The 14,609-nt window shown below is 73.2% G+C and carries 11 protein-coding genes; 7 read left to right on the top strand and 4 right to left on the bottom strand.

The window, feature by feature from the left end; translation table 11 throughout:
* The first annotated feature begins 118 nt into the window (after window positions 1–118).
* Genes ACIBF8_RS04110 through ACIBF8_RS04120 form a run of 3 tightly spaced genes read left to right on the top strand, consistent with a single transcriptional unit; the run spans window position 119 to window position 3,264 of the window.
* Window positions 119–814, top strand: coding sequence for an SDR family NAD(P)-dependent oxidoreductase (locus ACIBF8_RS04110; protein WP_396780895.1), 696 nt, complete (start codon window positions 119–121; stop codon window positions 812–814).
* Window positions 808–2,442: an MFS transporter gene (locus ACIBF8_RS04115; protein ID WP_396780896.1), complete on the top strand. Its 1,635-nt coding sequence runs from the start codon at window positions 808–810 to the stop codon at window positions 2,440–2,442. The genes ACIBF8_RS04110 and ACIBF8_RS04115 overlap by 7 nt, the downstream gene beginning before the upstream one ends.
* A 54-nt stretch (window positions 2,443–2,496) precedes the next feature.
* Window positions 2,497–3,264 (top strand): TetR/AcrR family transcriptional regulator, encoded by a 768-nt coding sequence (locus ACIBF8_RS04120; protein ID WP_396780898.1) that lies wholly within the window; start codon window positions 2,497–2,499, stop codon window positions 3,262–3,264.
* A 15-nt stretch (window positions 3,265–3,279) separates the two neighbouring features.
* On the opposite strand, the gene ACIBF8_RS04125 is transcribed toward ACIBF8_RS04120, so the two are convergent.
* On the bottom strand, window positions 3,280–3,459 hold the full coding sequence (locus ACIBF8_RS04125) for a hypothetical protein (RefSeq protein WP_396780899.1): 180 nt from the start codon (window positions 3,457–3,459) through the stop codon (window positions 3,280–3,282).
* Window positions 3,460–3,718: 259 nt separating this feature from the next.
* Here ACIBF8_RS04125 and ACIBF8_RS04130 point away from each other — a divergent pair, with 259 nt between their 5' ends.
* Both ACIBF8_RS04130 and ACIBF8_RS04135 read left to right on the top strand, forming a co-directional pair.
* Window positions 3,719–4,936 carry a low temperature requirement protein A gene (locus tag ACIBF8_RS04130; protein ID WP_396780900.1) on the top strand — a complete coding sequence of 406 codons (1,218 nt, stop codon included), beginning with the start codon at window positions 3,719–3,721 and terminating at the stop codon, window positions 4,934–4,936.
* Window positions 4,929–7,097 (top strand): hypothetical protein, encoded by a 2,169-nt coding sequence (locus tag ACIBF8_RS04135; protein WP_396780901.1) that lies wholly within the window; start codon window positions 4,929–4,931, stop codon window positions 7,095–7,097. Before ACIBF8_RS04130 ends, ACIBF8_RS04135 begins: the two co-directional genes overlap by 8 nt.
* Before the next feature lie 33 nt (window positions 7,098–7,130).
* Here ACIBF8_RS04135 and ACIBF8_RS04140 read toward each other — a convergent pair whose 3' ends face one another.
* The 3 genes from ACIBF8_RS04140 to ACIBF8_RS04150 form a co-directional block, all read right to left on the bottom strand.
* Window positions 7,131–7,529 carry a hypothetical protein gene (locus ACIBF8_RS04140; protein ID WP_396780902.1) on the bottom strand — a complete coding sequence of 133 codons (399 nt, stop codon included), beginning with the start codon at window positions 7,527–7,529 and terminating at the stop codon, window positions 7,131–7,133.
* Entirely contained in the window at window positions 7,526–8,182 is a 657-nt protein-coding gene (locus tag ACIBF8_RS04145; RefSeq protein ID WP_396780903.1) for a hypothetical protein, read from the bottom strand. Before ACIBF8_RS04145 ends, ACIBF8_RS04140 begins: the two co-directional genes overlap by 4 nt.
* 150 nt (window positions 8,183–8,332) lie before the next feature.
* Entirely contained in the window at window positions 8,333–9,211 is an 879-nt protein-coding gene (locus ACIBF8_RS04150) for an alpha/beta fold hydrolase (RefSeq protein WP_396780905.1), read from the bottom strand.
* A 140-nt stretch (window positions 9,212–9,351) separates the two neighbouring features.
* Here ACIBF8_RS04150 and ACIBF8_RS04155 point away from each other — a divergent pair, with 140 nt between their 5' ends.
* Window positions 9,352–12,690, top strand: a complete 3,339-nt coding sequence (locus ACIBF8_RS04155) for a BTAD domain-containing putative transcriptional regulator (RefSeq protein WP_396780907.1) — start codon at window positions 9,352–9,354, stop codon at window positions 12,688–12,690.
* Window positions 12,691–12,802: 112 nt separating this feature from the next.
* Complete coding sequence (locus tag ACIBF8_RS04160; RefSeq protein WP_396780908.1) at window positions 12,803–14,377, top strand: Na+/H+ antiporter; 1,575 nt, start codon at window positions 12,803–12,805, stop codon at window positions 14,375–14,377.
* The last annotated feature ends 232 nt before the right edge of the window (window positions 14,378–14,609 follow it).

A 14,609-nucleotide genomic window follows, 5' to 3' on the forward strand; every position in this document is an offset into this window, starting at 1 on the left:
ATCCACTCTTCGGGGTATGCCCAGCACTACCGGCCGACCGGGTGTGCGGGCTCCGGAAACGGGAAGAACGCGCCGTCACGCGTTCCGCGTGAGCTGTGCTGGCGGCGGCTGGAGAGACATGGGTGCCAAAACCTTCGTGGTGGTCGGCGGGACCAGCGGTCTCGGCCTCGCGGTGGCCCGACTGCTGGTCGCCGAGCACCACGTGGTGGTGTTCGGCGACGTGCCGGCCGAGGTCGCCGCCGCGACCGACGAGCTGGGTTGCGACGGCACGGTCTGCGACATCTCCTCCTACGAGCAGGTCCGCGACTCCTTCGCCGAGGTGGTGCGGCGCTACGGCACGATCGACGGGGTGGCGGCCTGCGCGTCGATGTGGGCGGGCGGCGATCTGGGGGACCTGTCGGTGGAGCACATCCGCCGGTCCGTGGAGATCAACGTTCTGGGCATCACCTACCTGCTGCGGGAGGCGGTGCAGCACCTGCACCGGCAGGGCCACGGAAACGTCGTGTACATCGGCGCGCTGGCGCTGGCGGCCCCCCGGCCCGGCATCCCCGTCTACCGGGCCACCAAGAGCTACGGCAACAGCCTGGTCGATTCGCTGGCCGAGGCCCAGCACAGCAACCGGGTCAAGGTGATGCAGCTGCATCCCGGGCCGATGCCGACGCGGCTGCAGGAACGGGTGGGCGCCGAGTTCCTGGACGAGGTGTACGCCATGCCCGAACAGGTCGCCACCGAGGTCGTTCGGCTGCTGCTGCTCGAACCCGACGACCTCTACGTCTCCGGTGAGCGCGTGCTGCGCGCGGACGGGCGGTGGTGACGGCCGCAGCCGGACCCGCCGACCGTCCGGCCTCGGCGTGGGCGCCGCTGCGTACGGCGGTCTACCGCAACCTGTGGCTGGCCCTGCTCGCCGCCAACGTCGGCACCTGGATGCAGACCGTCGGCGCGCAGTGGCTCCTGATCCATCACTCCAATGCCTCCACCCTGGTCGCGTTGGTGCAGACCGCCAGTCTGCTGCCGGTACTGCTGCTCGCCTTGCCCGCCGGGGTGCTGGCCGACAGCTTCGACCGCCGGCACCTGCTGATCGCCGTGCAGCTGTTCCTGGTGGCGGTGGCGGTGGCGCTGACCCTGCTCACGTTGACCAACCGGATGCCGCCAGCGTTGCTGCTCACGCTCACCTTCGCGTTCGGGGTCGGGCAGGCGCTCACCCTGCCGGCCTGGGCGGCGGTGATCCCGGAGCTGGTGCCGCAGGAGCAGCTGCGGTCGGCGTCCGCGCTCGGTTCGATAAGCGTGAACGTGGCAAGGGCGGTCGGGCCCGCGGTGGCCGGCGTGCTGATCGCCCGCACCGGCGTCGCCCCGGTCTTCGGCATCAACGCCGTCGCGTTCGCGATCTTCGCGTACGCGTTGTGGCGCTGGCGGCCCGGCAACGCCCGTGCGGTCGAGGTGCCCGAGCGGTTCACCGCCGCGTTGCGCGCCGGCAGCCGCTACGTCCGCCACTCGCCGACCGTACGCCGGCTGTTGCGCCGTGCGCTGGTCTTCGTGGTCCCGGCCAGCGCGCTGTGGGCGTTGCTGCCGTTGGTCGCGAGCCGGCGGCTGGGGCTGGGCTCCGGCGGGTACGGGGTGCTGCTGGCCGCCCTCGGCGTGGGCGCCATCGCCGGTGGCGTGCTGCTGGCCGTGATCCGCACCAGGCTGTCGGCCAACCAGCTCCTGCTGATCGCCGGGGCGGTGTTCACCGTGGCACTGACCGTGGTCGGCACCGTGCGGGCGGTGCCGCTGGTGCTGCTCGCCCTGCTGCCCGCCGGGATGGCCTGGGTGACGGTGCTGGCCAACGTCAACGCCGAGATGCAGCTCTTCCTGCCCAGCTGGGTACGGGCCCGCGGTCTGGCCGTTTACCAGGTGTGCTTCGCCGGGGGGCAGGCGGTCGGCGCGCTCGTGTGGGGGTTGGTGGCCGACATGGCCGGGCTGGAACCCGCCTACCTCGTGGCGGCGGCGCTGATGCTTGTCGGCACCGTGACGAGTCGGATCTGGCCGTTGCCGGACCTGCGCTCGGTGAACCGCGAACCGGCGTCCTACTGGCCGCAGCTGCACCTGGCGCACGAACCGGACCCGGGGGTGGGGCCGGTGCTGGTGACGGTCCAGTACACCGTCCGGCCGGAGCAGGCCCAACCGTTCCTGGCGGCGATGGACCTGGTGCGCGGCGCGCGGCAGCGGACCGGTGCGATGCGCTGGGGGCTGTTCCGCCCTGCCGAGACGACGGACCAGTTCGTCGAGGTGTATCTGGTGCCGTCCTGGGGCGAGCACCTGCGTCAGCACGGCGGCCGGTTGACCGGCGAGGACCGGGCGGCCGAGGCGCGGGCCCGGGAGCTGACCGACGGCGAACCGGAGGTACGACACCTGGTACCGGCCGCCGCCGGCCCGACGTTGTCGGACGAACGCGAGGCGCTCTGACCGGCCGGCGCGCGGGCGTACGGCGTACGGCCGCGTTGTTAGGATGGCCGCACCATGGCGAGTGAGCGCAAGGCGAGCGCGGACCCGGCCCGTAGCCTGGCCATTCTCTGGCGCACCCGGGAGCCGACCAGCCGCAGCGCGGGTCCGGCGCTCAGCGTCGACCGGATCGTCCGCGCCGCGATCGACCTCGCCGACGCCGAGGGTCTCGACGCGCTGACCATGCGCCGGGTCGGTGAGGCGCTGGGGGCCGGCACGATGTCGGTCTACACCTACGTGCCGGGCAAGGCCGAACTCGTCGCCGTCATGGTCGACACGGCGTACGGCGAGATGCCGCGACCCGTCGTCGAGGGCGACTGGCGGACCCGGCTGGAGCGGGTCGCCCGCGACAATCTGGCGCTCTACCAGCGGCATCCCTGGATGCTGCGGGCCGAGACGACCCGACCGGTGCTCGGCCCGCACCTGATGGCCAAGTACGACTACGAGCTCAGCGCGGTCGTCGACATCGGGCTCACCGACGTCGAGATCGACGCGGTGCTCACCCTCGTGCTGGGTCACGTGAAGAGCGCCGCGCGGGCCGCCTCCGAGGTGGTCGACCTGGAGCGCGAGACCGGCCTGACCGACGGGCAGTGGTGGCAGTCGCACGCGCCCTGGCTGGAGACGTTCATGACGGCCGGCGCGTACCCCCTCGCCTCCCGGATCGGCACCGCGGCCGGCCAGCAGCACGGCGCCGCGTACGGCCCGGAGTACGCGTTCGAGTTCGGTCTGCAACGCGTCCTGGACGGGATCTCGGTGGTGGTCGCCGAGCGGGCGGCCAACCGGTAGCCGGTCCCGTCCGGGCTAGCGCGACGTGCCCCGGTCGGCCGGGGTGCCCGCCCGGCGGGCCAGGCGGGCGAGCGAGCGCGCCGACGGGCTGCCCGGCTCGGCGTGGTAGACGACCAGTGACTGGGTGGTGCCGCTGATCGTCAACGTCTCGTAGCGCAGCGCCAACTCGCCCACCTGTGGGTTGCTGGACGGCATCGGCGGTCGCTACTTCGAGGACTGCGCGAGGCTCCGATCGTCACCGAGCGGCCCGCCGACTACAGCGGTGTGGCCGCGTACGCCGTCGACCCGGCTAACGCCGAGCGGCTCTGGACCGTGGCGACCGACCTGATCTCCGAGCGCGGCGTCAGCACCGGCCGCTGACGAGGGCCGGACTCGGCGGAACCGACCCGGGCCCGGCAGCCCGGGTGGTACGACTGGGGCGGCGGCGGCAGCTGCGGGCCGGGGAAGGATGGCGATGGCGGGCGGGCTTCCGGGACGGCTGCTGCTGCGGCGGGAGAACCCGGGCAAGGTGTCGTTCCTGGAGCTCTTCTTCGACCTGGCGTTCATCTTCGCGCTGACTCGGTTGTCCCGGGCGTTGCTCGACGATCCCAGCCTCAACGGTGCCTTCCAGGTGTTGCTGATGCTGGCGGCGCTCTGGTGGGTGTGGTTCGTGACCGCCTGGTCGGCGGACTGGTTCGACCCGCGCGCCCCGCTGATCGTCACCCTGCTGCTCTGGACGATGTTCGGCGGCCTGCTGATGGCCGCGGCCGTACCCACCGCGTTCGACGGGCACGCCCTGGTGTTCGCCGTCGCCTACGTGGCCATCCATCTGGGCCGGGCGACGATCCTGATCCCCGCCCTGCGCGGGCACCCGCTACAGGTGCGCAGCCTGCGGGTGGCGATCTGGTTCGCGATCTCCGGCGTGCTCTGGGTGGTCGGGGCGGCCGTCGCCCCGGCCCGGGAGGTGCTCTGGGCCCTGGCCCTCATCATGGAGTACTCCCTGGCACGCCTGCGCTGGCCGTTCCCGCGACTCGGCCGGAGCACCTGGCCGGAGCTCCAGGTGAACGGCAGACACCTGTCCGAGCGGTACCAACAGATCTTCATCATCGCCGTGGGCGAGCTGATCCTGATCTCCGGCATCACCTACAGCGAGTCCGGCCTGGACCGGGACAGCACGGTGGCCTTCGCCCTGGCGTTCGTGACCGCAGCTGCCCTCGCCCGGCTCTATCTGGTGCCCGCCGGCGGGCGGCTGGGCGCCCGAATCGAGGCGGAGGGACCACCCGGCAGCAAGTTGACGCTGCTGGCGGGCTACCTGCACTTCGTCATGATCGCCGGGGTGCTGGCCACCTCCGTCGCCATGGAGATGACAATCGAGGATCCGGGCGCGCACGACGCGGGGCAGTTGGTCGTGGGCGTCATCGGCCCCGCGCTGGCCCTGACCGCCCGAATCCTGCTCGCGGCGGTGGTCGACGGCAGCCGGCCCTGGGCGCGCCTGATCGGGGTACCGGCCATCATCGTGGGTGGGCTGGCCACCGTGCGGCTCCCACAGCTCGTCAACAGCGCAGTCATCACCGGGGTGTTGCTGCTGATCGTCCTTTTCGACGCTATGCCGGGACTGTGGCGGTTCAGCCGCCGGTCCGGCGAGCGCGACGCGTCCGACCAGCGGCGGCACGGGGAGCAGCCGGATGCCTGAGGGGGCACCGGACCACGCCGACCAACCGCGCCGACCCGACGTGGTGGAGTTGCGGGTGCACGGCGTGTCCGGGACGGATCCCACGGTCATCCTCGATCAGGGGCAGGTCCGGCAGGTCGCCGGCGACGGCAGCGGGGGCTTCCATCGCGCCGCCCGGTCGGACGGCGTCGGCCCGGCCGGGGTGACGCTGGAGGCGTACCGCTGGGGTGATCTGCCCTCGGGCACGGTCGGTCGGACCCTCGCCATGGTCTTCCTGCTGCCGTTCATGCTCAGCAACGTGGCGGTGTGGATGCGGCCGACGAATCGCCGCAGCGCCGCCGGGGTCACCGTGCTGTGTCGGCTCATCGCGCTCAACCTCACCGTGCTGTACGTGGTGTCCAGCGCCGGGGTCGCCCTCGACCTGCTCGCCTGGCGGTGCCTCGGCGCCACCCGCTGCCGTGCGCCCTTTGACACGATAGCCGGGCTCGACGGCCGGCATGTCGGGCAGCGGCTGGCCGTGCTGGCGCTCCTGCCGATCGCCGCCATAGTGGTCCTGCGCCTACTCGGCGTCCGTCGGCCCGGGCCGGCAGACAATCCACTGTGGGCAGTGGAGCCGCTGGTGCACCGGCTGCGCGCGATCCACGTCGCCGCCGCGTTCGCCGTACTCAATGTCGTGCTGCTCACGGCCCGTCGCGCCGGCGGCGCGACCTTCTCGACGACGCTGCTGCTGGCGCTCAGCGCGGCGGTGCTGCTCGCGTGCATCGGTCTGCTCGCCGCCCCGGGGCTGATCGACCGGGCGGCGACCGCGCGAACGGCCACCTGGACCGCCCGCACGGCGGGCGTGGTGGCGGTCGGCCTGAGCGTGGCGACCCTCGTCGTCGTGGCGGGCGACCGGCGTGGCTGGTCGCCGGCGGCCGGGCTTCCCGGCTACGGCGCAATCGCGGGTGGCGCGCTGCTCGGCCAGATGGTGTTGCTGGTGCTGCTCAGCGGGGTAGTGCTGGGGCGCCGCGGTCGGGTGGGCGGCCGGTCCGCGCTGCCGGGTGGCCTGGGCGCCGCGGTCCTCGCCGCCCTCGCGGTCGGCCTGGCCGGCGCGCTCTCCGCCGGCCTCGTCTACCAGACGGGGGAGTTGCTCGGTGGGTACCGCGGTGACGGAGGGCCACCGTTACCGTATCGCTGGACGCTGCTGGCCTTTTTCCTGCACGTGGTCGCGGCGGTGCTGTTGTGCGGCGCGATGACCCTCGTGTCGCGGCGGCGTCGGCGGCGTGCGGCGGCGGCGATCACCACCCGCGACTTCCCGGTCGTGCCGCCGGAGGCGGTCGGTCGGCTGCGGCTGACGACGAAGACCGTCGCCCGGGCGCGGTTCACCGAGTGGCTGGGCCTGCTGGCCGCCACGTACGCGGCGCTCGCGGTGGTCGGACTGGCCACGAGTCTGGTGGGACGTAGCGGGCGGGAGCCGGAGGAGCTGGCGCGTCAGCTGCTCGGGCTCCCGTCCGGAGCCGTCCAGATGGGGCTCACCGGGAGCACCTACCTCCTTGCCGCGTTGCTCCTCACGCTGTTGACCGGGGGAGTGTTCGCCTATCGGACCGCGTGGTTCCGCCGGCACGTCGGGATCCTGTGGGACCTGGGCACCTTCTGGCCCCGAGCCGCCCACCCGTTCGCGCCCGCGAGCTACGCCGACCGGGCGGTGCCGGAGCTGGCCGACCGGATCAGCCAACTGGCCGCACGACACACCGGAGTGCTGCTCTGCGGACACAGCCACGGCTCGGTGCTGCTGGCCCTCGCGGTGCTGCGGCTGCCCCCGCAGGCGCGTCAGCGGGTCGCGCTGCTCACCTATGGGTCACCGCTGGACCGCCTGTACGCCCGGCTCTTTCCGGCCTACCTCAACGAGGAGGTGCTGCGTGCGGTGGGGGAGCGCGTCGAGTGGCGGTGGATCAACCTCTGGCGGGACACCGATCCGATCGGCGGGTGGGTCTTCGCCGCCCACCGGCCCGGCGATCCACCACCGGATCCCGCCGATCCAGCGAATCGGGTCGACCGGCGGTTGCGGGACCCACCGGACCTGCTGCCGGCGCCGGGCGAGCGGACCGCGCCGCCGCTACGGGGGCACCATCCGGGCGAGACCGACCCCGATTTCCGGGCGGCGGTGCGTCAACTCACCGAGCGCCTCCGGGACGTCGGCTGAGGCTCCCCGGCCCGGCCCGGCGGCGAACGCCGGTCACCGATCCATGTCGGGGATCCGGTCGGTCTCCGCCACCGTCGCTCGGACCTTCCGCAGGGTGGCGTCGGGGGCACGGATCGCGGCACGCCAGCGGTCCAGTGTCCGAGTGAGCACCCGAACGACGAACTGCAACTGGTTGACCTGCTCGCGGAGCGTGCCCAGCTCGGACCGGGCACTGAGCGCCTCGACCTCCAACTGGGTGATCCGGGTCTGCAACGGCTGCACGAGCGTCAGGGCGGCCTCGGTGAGGGTGTCGGCGGCATCGGCCCGGAACTTGCCCCGTTGCACCACCACGGTGGCGATCGCGGCCAGGCCGGTGCCTCCGCCGAGGATGCCGAGCACACTGAGCGCCACCTGCACCCACTGCGGTGCGGCCGGCGCGGGTGGAGTATTCACGTGACACCTGCCGGGAGCTCTTCGTAGGGGACAACGGCGCAGGCTCGCGCCAGGCGGCGCAGATCGATGGCGATCTGCGCGGCCCGCCATAGCGACCCGACCGTCACCGCCGTCACGAACGAGATCGTGACGATGGCGTTCCGGCCCGACATGATCAGCACGGCCACCGCGTACATGCCGGTGATGGTGCCGAGCACCAGCACCGAGGCGAGTTCGAGGCCGAGCCCGGTGGAGAGTCGGCCAGGCCACAGGACGCCCAGTAGCCCACCCACGCCCACCACGATCAGACCCAGCTCCCAGGCGACCTGGATGGGCGCCGGCATGGACGCCTGAACCGACATCGGCCGGACATTGAGGGTCATCATCAAAATGCCGCAGAGAGGTGCCACGGCCAAAACGGTGATCTCGTACGGTTGGTGGCGGCATCGGATCCGAAGGTTTCCCACGGCAACTCCTTGGTCGAGAACCGGCGTCCGACAACGGCCGGTGGACCAGTGCCGTTCGGTGGGTCGCGACTGTCGAGCGGCGGTCCGCGCGGCGAAGCCCACTGGTGCGTTGCCGGTGGACGGTCGTTGGGCGAGAAGAGGGAGCGACTCGACGTCGTTGGCTGCCGTTATCTGCCTGTGTATCACCGATGACCGGTTGGCGTCCACCTGGTGTAACGTCGCATTACCGCAGCTCAGAGCACATCTCACGCGCGTTGGACGCCGTGGGTGCAGGAAGTGCGGCGACCCGGCCGCTCCGCCACCTCGGTGACGACGAGTGTCGGATATCTTGCCAGTGGTGACCGGGTCGCCGCTCGATCAACGGGCGAGCAGAGCGCGCAGTGCCCGGACCACCTCGGCCGGCGCCTCCTCCGCCATGAAGTGCCCGCAGCTGACCGTCTGGTGGTCCAGGTCCGGCGCCCAGGCCCGCCACACCGCCGCCGCGTCGTAGCCCAGCGCCGCGCCCCAGTCCTGCTGGAGCACCGTCACCGGCATCCGCAGCTGGTTGCCGGCCGCCCGGTCAGCGGCGTCGTGGACCACGTCGATCCCGGCGGACGCCCGATAGTCGGCCACGATCGAGGGGACGGCGTCGCGGGATGCGCGCAGGTACGCGGCCCGCACGTCCGCCGGCAGGGCCGCCGGATCACGGGTCCAGACGTCCAGGAAATGACCGAAGAAGGCGTCCGGGCTGCCGGCGATCAGCTTTTCGGGCAGGCCGGGTGGCTGCGCCATCAGATACAGGTGGAACGCGACCGCGGCGCTGGTGCCGTGCAGCACGTCCCACATATCCAGGGTGGGCAGCACGTCGAGCAGGGCGAGCTGGCTGATCGCGGCCGGGTGATCGAGGCCGGCGCGGAACGCGACCAGGGCACCCCGGTCGTGCCCGGCCAACGCGAACCGGTCGTGGCCGAGCGCGCCGGCCAGCGCCACGACGTCGGCGGCCATGGTGCGCTTGGCGTACCCGTCGCCGTCGGTGTCGACGGGTTTGTCGCTGTCGCCGTAGCCGCGAAGGTCGGGGCAGATGACCGTGTGGTCGGCGGCCAGGTCGGCCGCGACGTGCCGCCACATGAGGTGGGTCTGCGGAAAGCCGTGCAGCAGCACGATGGCCGGCCCGGAACCGCCGACGGCGGCGTTGAGCGTCACACCGTCGGCGACGGTGACCCGCCGGTAGTCGAATCCGTTGATCCTGGGGTCCACGGGGAACCTTCCTGGTGAGCAGTGCCGGCGGGGGCGGTGACCCGTCGCCGGTCGTACCTCGTCGAGCCTGCCCGCTGGTGATCAGCGGACGGTCAGCGTCGGATCAGTGCCGGCCGGGTGACGCGCCTAGATTGGGTGCCATGACCAGGCAGCTGACGGCGCCCGTCGCGGTGACCTTCGGCGTACTCGGGCCGGTGACCGCCGCGACCGAGCGAGGCCCGGTTCCGCTGCGCGGACACCGGCAGCGCCTGGTGCTGGGCCGGTTGTTGATCGCCCACGGTCGGGTCGTGCCGGTGGACCGTCTCGTCGACGACCTGTGGGAGGTCGCGCCGGACGGTGCGGTGGGCGCGATCCGGACCTTCGTCGCCGACCTGCGCCGGGCCCTGGAGCCCGACCGGCCGCCCCGCCAGCCGCCCCGGATCCTGGTCACCGAGCCGCCCGGGTACGTGCTGAGGACCGCGCCGGACGCGGTGGACGCCGGACAGTTCGAGGCGGCCGTCGGGGAGGCGGCCCCGCTGCTGGCGGCCGGACGTCCCGCGCCGGCCCTGACCGCGCTGGAGGCGGCGCTCGCGCTCTGGCGCGGGCCCGCGTACGCCGACTGCGCCAACGAGCCCTGGGCGGTCGCGGAGATCAACCGACTGAACGAGCTGCGGATGCTCGCCGTGCAACGGAGGGCGGAGGCGCTGCTGGCGTTGGGCCGGCCGGACGAGGCCGCCGCGGACCTACCCGCGCTCCTGGCCAGCTATCCGCTGCGCGAGGACGCCTGGCGGCTGCTCGCGGTCGCCCGGTACCGCGCCGGTCGGCAGGGTGACGCGCTGGCCGCGCTGCGGGAGGCCCGCACCGTCCTGGTGACCGAGCTGGGCGTGGAGCCGGGGCCCGAGCTGCGGCGGCTGGAAGCCGACATCCTGGCCCAGGCACCGCACCTCACCCCGCCCCTCGAACGGGCCGCCAACCCCGGCCTCGGCGGGCTCGGGAGGCCCGTCGAGTCGGGGGTGTCGGGGCAGCGACCGTTCGTCGGCCGCGACGCCGAGTTGGACCGGCTGCGGCGAGCCGCCGAGGCCGCGTCCCGACGCCACCGGCCCACCCTCGCCCTGCTCAGCGGCGACCCCGGCGCCGGCAAGACGGCGTTGGCGGAGGCCCTGACCCAGCGACTCGCCGCCGAGGGCTGGACCACGGCATGGGGACGCAGCCCGGAGTACGAGGGCGCCCCGCCAGCGTGGCCGTGGACCCAGATCACCGACGCGCTCGCCGGGCCCGCCGACGCCGCCGAGCCGGCCACCGGTTCGGCGGGTCCCGCCGAGACCCAGTTTCGTCGGCACCGCGCGGTGGCGTCGCTGATCTCGGCGGTCGCCGACCGGGGACCGGTCCTCCTGGTCCTCGACGACCTGCACCGCGCCGACGGTGACACCCTGGACCTGTTGACCGCGCTGCTCACCGGCCCGCAACCGGCCAGCGGGCCGGTGCTGATCCTCGGCACCTACCGAGCCACCGACATCAGCCCGGAGCTGACCGCCACCCTGGCCCGCGTCGCCGGGCTGGAGCCGGTCCGGGAATATCTGACCGGCCTGCCCGCGCCGGCGACCGGCGAGCTGGCCCGCGCCATCGTCGGGGCGGAGCTGACCCCGGCCACCGCCCGGGTGATCCACCAGCGCAGCGGCGGCAACCCGTTCTTCGTCCGCGAACTGGCCCAGTTGTACGCGGCTGCCGGGGAGGAGGCGCTGGCCGCCGTGCCGCCCGGGGTACGGGACGTGATCCGGCACCGATTGGCACAGCTGCCCGCATCGACCCGGACCGTGCTGCGGCAGGCGGCCGTGCTCGGCCGAGACCTCGACCCGGACGTGCTGGGCACGTTGGCCGGTGACCCGACGGCGCTGCTGGACGCCGTGGACCGGGCCCTGGCGGCCGGGTTCCTCAGCGAGCGGGAGTCCGACGGCCGGTTGCGCTTCACGCACATCCTGGTCCGCGACACGCTCTACGCCGACCTGTCCGCGCCGCGTCGCGCCGCCTGGCACGCGGCCGTCGCCGAGGTGCTGCGACAGCGGGAGCCCGTCGAACCCGCGGCCCTCGCGTACCACCTGCTGCGCGCCGGGGGACCGGTCGCGGCCGCTCGGGCCTCGACGTACGCCCGGATGGCCGCCGAACGAGCCGAACGGGGCGGTAACCCGCACGAGGCGGCCCGGTTGTGGGGGCAGGCGATCGACGCGTACGACCGCGCCGGTGGGGACGAGCCGCGCGAGCGGTTGACCGCGCTGCTCGGCCTGGGCCGCGCGCTGGCCGTGACGGGCCGCCTGCCCGAGGCACGTCGGCGGCGCGCCGAGGCGATCAGCGAGGCCGAGTCCGTCGGCGATCCCCTGCTGATCCAGGAGGTGCTGGCCGGCTTCGACGTGCCCGCCGTCTGGACGCGCAACGACGACGACCAGCTCTCCGCACACATCGTCCGGGCCGCCGAACACGCCCTGACCGCGCTCGGCCCGGCCGGTGCGGCGCAGCGCAGCCGGCTGCTGAGCACCCTCGCGCTGGAACTGCGCGGCACCACCACCGATCGTGGCCGTCGTGCCGCCGACGAGGCCGAGGCGATCGCCCGGAGCGTCGGCGATCCCGGGCTGCTGGCCTTCGCGCTCAACGCCCGCTTCATGCACGCCTTCCACCGCGTCGGTATGGCCGACGCGCGGGCCCGGATCGGCGCCGACCTGGTCGACCTGGCCGTCCGGCACCACCTGGTGACCTTCGAGGTGCTTGGTCACCTCGTCCGGCTCCAGGCCGACTGCGCGTTGGCCGACCGGCCTGGCGCCGACGCACACGCTCGTGCCGCCGACCGCCTCGCCGAACGGTACGAGCTGCCGTTGGTCGGCGTCTTCACCCGCTGGTACGCCGCACTGCGCCTCGCGCTGGACGGCGAGTCGACCGCGGCGGCGCAGGCGTACCGGGCGGCTGCCGAGGGCGTGAGCGCCGACGGCATGCCCGGGTTGACCCGAGGCCTGCTCCCGCTCGCCCTGCTCGGCCTGCGGCTGGCCGACACCATCGGCGACGATCGGGCCGGCGCTGCCGACCGGCTGTTCCGCCGGCCGGGCACTGCCGACCGATCGGTCGTCGGGCCCAGCGGCGAGTGGGCCGATCTGGACTGGGGCCCGCACGAGCCGTGGGTTCGGCCGTTGGCGCTGCTCGCCGCCGACGACCGGGACGCGGCCGCGACCGCCCTGCGGGCCGTTCCGGACGGGCCGCACGACCTGCTGCGCGAGGTGCGGCTCTGCCTCCTCGGCCGGGCGGCGTGTGCCCTCGACGACCGGGCCACGATGGATCGGGTCTACGGCGAACTGTTGCCGGCCGCCGACGAACTGGCCGCCGGCAGCGGGGTGCTCACCGTCGGCCCGGTGGCCGGGCACCTCGCCGACCTGGCCACCGCGCTGCGCCGGGACGAGGAAGCGGCCGGTCACCGGCGTACGGCTGCCGCGCTGATCGCCCGGGCCCGCGCGACCTGACCGTCAGCCGCCGCCCCGGCGACTTGCCGGTTTCCGCCGGAATCACACGGCCGGTGCGGTCAGATGGAAACCACCGACGAGTTTGCCGTCGGCATGGTCCGAGGGGGTACGCGTGGAAGCGCTCATCCTGATCGTGGCGCTCGGCGTCACCGTCCTCGTCGGCACCACTCTCGGCGGTCGGTACCGGGTCGCCCCGCCGGTGCTGCTCATCGCGTTGGGGGTGCTGCTCGGGCTCACGCCGCCGCTGTCCGAGGTCACCCTGGAACCGGACCTGGTCCTGCTGATCTTCCTGCCGGCGATCCTGTACCGGGAGAGCCTCACCATCAGCCTGCGGGAGATCCGGGCCAACCTGCCGGTGATCGGGTTGCTCGCCGTGGTGCTGGTGGTGCTCACCATGGTCACGGTGTCGTTCGCCGCGCAGGCGTTCGGGGTGAACCCCGCCGCCGCCTGGGTGCTCGGCGCGGTTCTCGCGCCGACCGACGCGGCCGCGGTCACCGGGTTGGCCAAACGGCTGCCCCGGAAGCTGCTCACCACCCTGCACGCGGAGAGCCTGATCAACGACGGCACCGCCCTGGTGATCTTCGCGGTGACCGTGGGCCTGCTCAGCCGGAGCGCCGAACCGGGCGTGCTGGGCATCGGCGAGGAGTTCGTCGGGGCCAGTGTCGGCGGCGTGCTCGCCGGCCTGCTGGTGGGGGCCGCCGTGGTGCTGATTCGCAAGCGGCTCGACGACCCGCTGCGCGAGGGCGCGCTGAGCGTACTGACGCCGTTCGGCGCCTTCCTGCTCGCCGACTCGGTGCACGCCAGCGGGGTGTTGGCGGTGGTGGTCGCCGGACTGGTGCTGGCCTACGCCGGCCCCCGGGTGATCCGCGCCCGGTCCCGAGTGTTGGCGTACGCGTTCTGGGACCTGTCCACCTTCCTGATCAACGGCGGGTTGTTCGTCCTGCTCGGCACGCAGATCCCCCGGGCGGTCCGCAGCATCACCAGCATTTCGCCCCAGCGTGCTCTGCTGATCGTGCTGGTGGTCACCCTGGTCGTGATCTGCACGCGCCTGGTCTTCATCTACCTCACCGCGCAGTCGGCGCGGCTGCGACGCCGCCGGATGGCGAACGACGGCGGAGGACCGTCCAGCTGGCGGCTGGGGACCGTCGCCGGCTGGTCGGGTTTCCGGGGAGCGGTGTCGCTCGCCGCCGCGCTGGCCGTCCCGACGATGACTGTCGATGGCCGACCGGTGGTCGAACGCGATCTGATCATCTTCGTCACCGCGCTGGTGATCGTGCTGATCATGCTGCTTCAGGGCACCACCCTCCCGCTGGTGGTCCGCTGGGCCGGCCTGACCGGTGACCCGGAACGCGTGGACGAGACCCGGCACGCCCGGCGGCGAGCCACCGAGGCGGGCCTGGCGGCCCTTCCCCAGGTAGCCGCCGAGATCGGTGCCCGGCAGGAGGTGGTGCAGAGGCTGGAGTCCGAGTATCGACGGCACCTGGCGGACGTCGAGGAGGAGGGTGGAGGTAGCGCGGCCGAGCGCCGCCTGGAACGCCGGCTGCGCCTCGGGGTCCTCGCCCACAAGCGTCGGGAGGTCACCCGGCTGCGCGACAGCCGGGAGATCGACGACCTGGTGCTGCAGGAGCTCCAGGCCGCCCTGGACAACGAGGAGATCCGACTGCTGGGGCGTGGGTCCAACGACTGAGCGGGCGCTGCCGGCATCCGGGTGGGCCGAGCCGGCGGCAGCGAACGGCGGTTGAACGGGGGATGTCGGTCCGCGCCGCCGCCGGCTCCCGGCCGGCCGCAGGTCACGGGCTTGCCGCCCCCGCTCCCATGTTGCTGACCTGCGCCGACGCGACCGTCCTCGGTCGATCCTGATGATGATCAAATGTTCGTCCTCCGGTGGCCCGGAGGGCAGGTCGATCTTCGTACGGTGT

This window comes from Micromonospora sp. NPDC050276, assembly GCF_044459545.1.
Lineage (GTDB): Bacteria > Actinomycetota > Actinomycetes > Mycobacteriales > Micromonosporaceae > Micromonospora.